The organism is Brachyspira sp. (assembly GCF_050873525.1).
In the GTDB taxonomy this organism is placed as follows: Bacteria; Spirochaetota; Brachyspiria; order Brachyspirales; family Brachyspiraceae; genus Brachyspira.
The window spans coordinates 1-4,901 of sequence record NZ_JBNMIZ010000199.1 but is presented as its reverse complement, the minus strand read 5'-3'; the positions used below and the strand labels follow the sequence as shown (position 1 = coordinate 4,901).

5 protein-coding genes are annotated in these 4,901 nt (G+C 31.2%); 1 reads left to right on the top strand and 4 read right to left on the bottom strand.

Annotated elements, in window-relative coordinates; genetic code table 11:
- Positions 1–74 precede the first annotated feature (74 nt).
- Entirely contained in the window at positions 75–773 is a 699-nt protein-coding gene (gene deoD, locus ACR0QS_RS11070) for a purine-nucleoside phosphorylase (protein WP_432633506.1), read from the top strand.
- 34 nt (positions 774–807) lie between these two features.
- On the opposite strand, the gene ACR0QS_RS11065 is transcribed toward deoD, so the two are convergent.
- From ACR0QS_RS11065 to ACR0QS_RS11050, 4 genes are all read right to left on the bottom strand, one after another.
- Positions 808–1,614, bottom strand: a complete 807-nt coding sequence (locus ACR0QS_RS11065) for a GGDEF domain-containing protein (RefSeq protein WP_432633508.1) — start codon at positions 1,612–1,614, stop codon at positions 808–810.
- 50 nt (positions 1,615–1,664) lie between these two features.
- Positions 1,665–2,744, bottom strand: coding sequence for a tetratricopeptide repeat protein (locus ACR0QS_RS11060; RefSeq protein ID WP_432633505.1), 1,080 nt, complete (start codon positions 2,742–2,744; stop codon positions 1,665–1,667).
- A 3-nt stretch (positions 2,745–2,747) separates the two neighbouring features.
- On the bottom strand, positions 2,748–3,401 hold the full coding sequence (locus ACR0QS_RS11055) for an HAD family hydrolase (RefSeq protein WP_432633507.1): 654 nt from the start codon (positions 3,399–3,401) through the stop codon (positions 2,748–2,750).
- Between the two features lie 113 nt (positions 3,402–3,514).
- Complete coding sequence (locus ACR0QS_RS11050; protein ID WP_432633504.1) at positions 3,515–4,885, bottom strand: ammonium transporter; 1,371 nt, start codon at positions 4,883–4,885, stop codon at positions 3,515–3,517.
- Positions 4,886–4,901: the final 16 nt, after the last annotated feature.

Genomic DNA, 4,901 nt, shown 5'->3' with positions numbered 1-4,901 from the left:
GTATTAATTATATCAATATACAAATTATTTTATTTTAGTATATAATAAATAAAAATAAATTTTTGGAGTGCATTATGGCAACTGCGCATATAGAGGCAAATAAAGGCGATATAGCTGAAACTATACTTTTACCTGGCGACCCTTTGAGGGCGAAATTTATAGCGGAAAATTTTTTGGAAAATGTCGTTCAATATAATTCGGTTAGAAATATGTTCGGCTATACGGGAAATTATAAAGGAAAAAAAGTTTCGGTTCAAGGCACGGGAATGGGAATGCCATCTTGCGGTATATATTCCTACGAACTTATACATTTTTTCGGATGCAAAAATCTTATAAGAATTGGAACGGCGGGAACTTTATCCGAAAAATTGAAAATAGGCGATTTGGTTATAGGAATGGGAGCTTGCACCGATTCAAATTATGCATATCAATACGAACTTAAAGGAACTTTCGCACCGATAGCGAGTTATGAATTATTAAAAAAAGCTGTAGATAAAGCGGAAAGCATGAAAATAAATTATCATGTTGGAAATATTTTGTCTTCCGATGTATTTTACGGAGCTAATAATTCAACTATGGAATGGGCAAAAATGGGAGTGCTTGCCGTAGAAATGGAAGCCGCCGCATTATATATGAACGCAGCTTACGGAAAAGCGAACGCTCTTTGTATATTGACGATTTCAGATTCTTTAATTACAAAAGAAGCGACAACGCCCGAACAGAGAGAAAAAACTTTTACGAATATGATGGAAGTGGCTTTATCTTTGGCTTAATAATTTTCAATAATATAAATAAAATAAATTTAATTCATATTACCGATTTATTCCTTCCCGTTTGTTTCGCTTTATAAAGAGATTTATCCGCATTGTCTATAAAATCGTCTAAAGAAATATTTTCTTCTTTAATCGCTCCGCCAAAAGATGCAGTCGCTTTAAGGGAATATTCTTCCGTTGAAAAATCCGTTTCGTTAATTTTATTTCTTATAAATTCCATAGAATTAAAAAGTTCTTTCTTATTATTTATATCGAAAACAATTATAAATTCTTCGCCGCCGTATCTTGCGAAAATTGATTTATAAGAAATTTTTTTTAAAGATTCTTTTATAACTTTTACCGCAGTTTTCAAAATATAATCGCCGACATTATGTCCGTAGCTGTCGTTATAATGTTTGAATTTATCCAAATCTATTATCACTATCGAATAAATTTCTTTTGATTTTTCTTTATTCAATAAATATCTGAAAACATAACCTCTATTATAAATTCCCGTGAGTCTGTCTCTATTTGCCAAAAACGATAATTTTTCGCTATAAAGAATCAAAGATAAATGATTGATTAAAATATATAAATATTCTTTTTGAATTTCGCTTTCTACTATAATAAAACCGAAGTTGTAATTTCGAGCAATTAATTGAAATTTAAAACCGTTTTTTAAATCGAATTTATTATTTGAAATATTCCATAAAATCGTCTCTCCATTTTCCTTATAAAAATAAATTGCAAAATTTTTTATTATTTTTTTTGAATTATTTTCAAAGATTTTGATTATTCCGTCAACCGAAAAAGGCTCGGGAATTTCGTTCAAACTTTTAATGATTTTATTTATTTCTTTTATTTCGTTCATTTTCATTTATTAAAAAATTGTTAAAAAATTATTAAAAAAAATTATTTAAAATAAAGACTGTTAATAATATTTTTCGCAAACGATATTAAATAACCGCTTATATAAACCGTTGAAGATAAAGTTAAAATAATAGATTCTTTATTTTTTATCGCCATAGCCATCGCGTTAAAAGTATAATTATTTTTAATTTTTGAAGTAAAAATTGTCGAGGCAAAAATGTCGTTATATTCTTTTCTATTTTCTATCGACATGGGCGACACAATCGAATATATCTCTCCGCATTTTGTTTTAAAATCATTAAATATATTATTTATCTCTTCGTTTTTCAAATTTTCTTTTAAGTTCTCATAACTAATCATAATCGATATTGAATTATTTTCATTTTCTATTTTCAAAATTCCGTTTTCAATTTTCGCGTTGAAATTTTCTGGAACGAGCAAATTGAATCTGTCGGGATTCGCCTGAATCGGAATCAATCTTCCCGCATAGAAATTAGATTTTTCTTTTATGGATTTTATATCGTTTATTCTGCTTAAAATATTATTGTCTTTTTTTACCGTTAAAGCTCTCTCCAAAATATTTATCGCATCGTCATACAAATACATAGCCTTATAAGTTATCGACATATTAATCATAGAAGCAATATCGCTATAATTCAGAGAAATCGCTTTTTTATACTGTTCCAAAGCTTCTTTATATTTCCCTTCCATCGACAAGATAACGCCATATTGTCCGTAAATTGAAGAATCAGCGTTTCCTAAATTTATTAAAGAGTTTATAACGGTTTTCGCGTCTTCGTATTTATAAAGACTCGTAAGCGCTTCGATTTTATTTTCAAGCAAATCTTTATCGTTATTTATATAATTTAGCCCTTTATTCAAAATATCAATAACGGCTTTATAATTTTCTTCCTCGTAATAAATATCCGACAAAACCAAATAAGCTTCTTTATATTGCGGTTCTTTTTTTATCAATTCTTCCGCCAATCTTTTCGCGTATTCAAAATTATTGACATCCAAAAAATTATTAATCTTATCAATAATATTTTCTTTTTTTTGAATCTCAACTTCTTTTATAATTTCCGTTATATTTATTTCGTTTTCTAAAATATTATTATTCATTAATTATCTCCATTTTACTATAAAAAAGCCTTCGTTATTTTTCGCGTATTTCTTAAATTTATTATTAGGATTTACGCATATTTTAGTTTCGGCAAAATTAAGCATAGGTAAATCGCTTATTGAATCGCTATATGCAATATTTTTATGTTTATGATTTGGAAAAATATGCTCGGTAAATAATCTATATCTTTTTGCCGCTCCGTAGCAGTTTTTTCCATACATATAACCCGTGAATTTGTTTCTAAAAGTCCAAAGTTCCGTTCCCATGCATTTATCGAATCCCAAATTTTTCGCTATAAATTTCGCATACAATTCAAAACTCGCCGTTATCAGAATTAGAGTATATTTTTGACTTTTAAGTTTTTTAATTTCATCCAAAGCGTCTTTGAAATATAAATTTGGAATTATCGAATCTGCAAATTCTTTTCCTATTTTTTCTCCGAATTCTACGGTTATATTTTTGAATATCGAAGCTATTTTATATTTTATTTTATTATTATCTATAATTTTCAAAAAGAATAAAATTAAATAAGGAATCAATTTGATATAATAAATTATACTTTTTGGATTTTTTTTTAGGTAGAAAATCATAAACGGAACTAAAGAATCTTTTTTTATAATAGTTTTGTCCAAATCGAAAAATGCAATTCTCATAATGATATATTTTACTATAAAAATCGGTTTTGTCAAAGGAATTAAAAAAGATTGTCCTGCAAAACGCAAGACAACCTTTAATTTAAGGATTAAATAAAAATCAAATATTGAAAATCTTAATCTTCATTATTCAAATCGTATTCGGCAATTTCGCCTTCGTCCGAATGAGCGAAACCGTATCTTTCGTTATGCTGACTTATATCCAAACCTATTCTTTCGCTTTCGGTAGACACTCGCATAGGAATCATTTTGTCTATAATCCAATATCCGAAATAACTGACTATAAAAGTATAAACGAAGACTATAGCCACCGCAAGTAAATGATAAAGAAATATTATAAAACCATCGCCCGTTCCAGCTATTAGTCCTTCTTTAATAAATATTCCCGTTAAAACCGTTCCGAATATACCGCCGACACCATGAGTTGGAAACACATCAAGCGCATCGTCTATACTCGAATGACTTTTCCAATAAACCGCAAGATTCGATATTATGGTTATAACGAAAGAAATGAATATACTCTCTCCTACCGTCACATAAGCCGCAGAAGGAGTTATCGCAACCAATCCGACTACGCATCCTACAGCCGCTCCCATTGCGGAAGGTTTTCTTCCTCTCAAACAATCGAAGAATATCCAAGTCATCATCGCCGTAGCCGAAGCGGTATTCGTATTAAGAAAAGCTTTTATTGCCATTCCGTCCGCATGCAAAGAAGAGCCTCCGTTGAAACCGAACCATCCAAGCCAAAGCATAGCCGCTCCGAGCAGAACGAAAGGTATATTCGCTGGTTCGGATTTTCTATTGTATGCCTGACGACTTCCTAAAAATATAGCTCCCGCCAAAGCGGCGACTCCAGAAGATGCATGAACGACTATACCGCCCGCAAAATCTATTACGCCCAATTTCATGAAAAATCCATCGGGATGCCAAGTCATATGAGCCAAAGGACAGTATATGAATACGAAGAAAAACATCATAAAAAACATATACGCCGAAAATCTCACTCTCTCGGCAAACGAACCAGTTATGAGCGAAGGAGTTATTATCGCAAACTTCATTTGAAATAACGCAAATAAAGCCAAAGGAATAGTTCCTCCGCCAAGTATTTTTCCCGTAGGAGTGGTATAAATATCCGCGCCGACATTATCGAACATAAGAAATGTTAAAGGATTTCCTATTATTCCTCCAATATCGTCTCCGAAAACCAGACTGAATCCGAATACCACCCACAGAACGCTTATAATACCCATAGCTATAAAACTTTGAAGCATAGTGGATATTACATTTTTCGTTCCAACCATACCGCCGTAGAAAAACGAAAGTCCCGGCGTCATCATCAAAACGAATATCGTTGCCGTTATGAGCCAAGCAACATCCGCCGCGTTGATTTTAGAAAAATCGCAGTCGAATGAAGGTTCTTTGGCAAATAACCCCGCTATTGCTATTATAATCATAGCAACCATTAGTATAATCCATCTCTTTTTCATTTTTTATTCTCCTTTC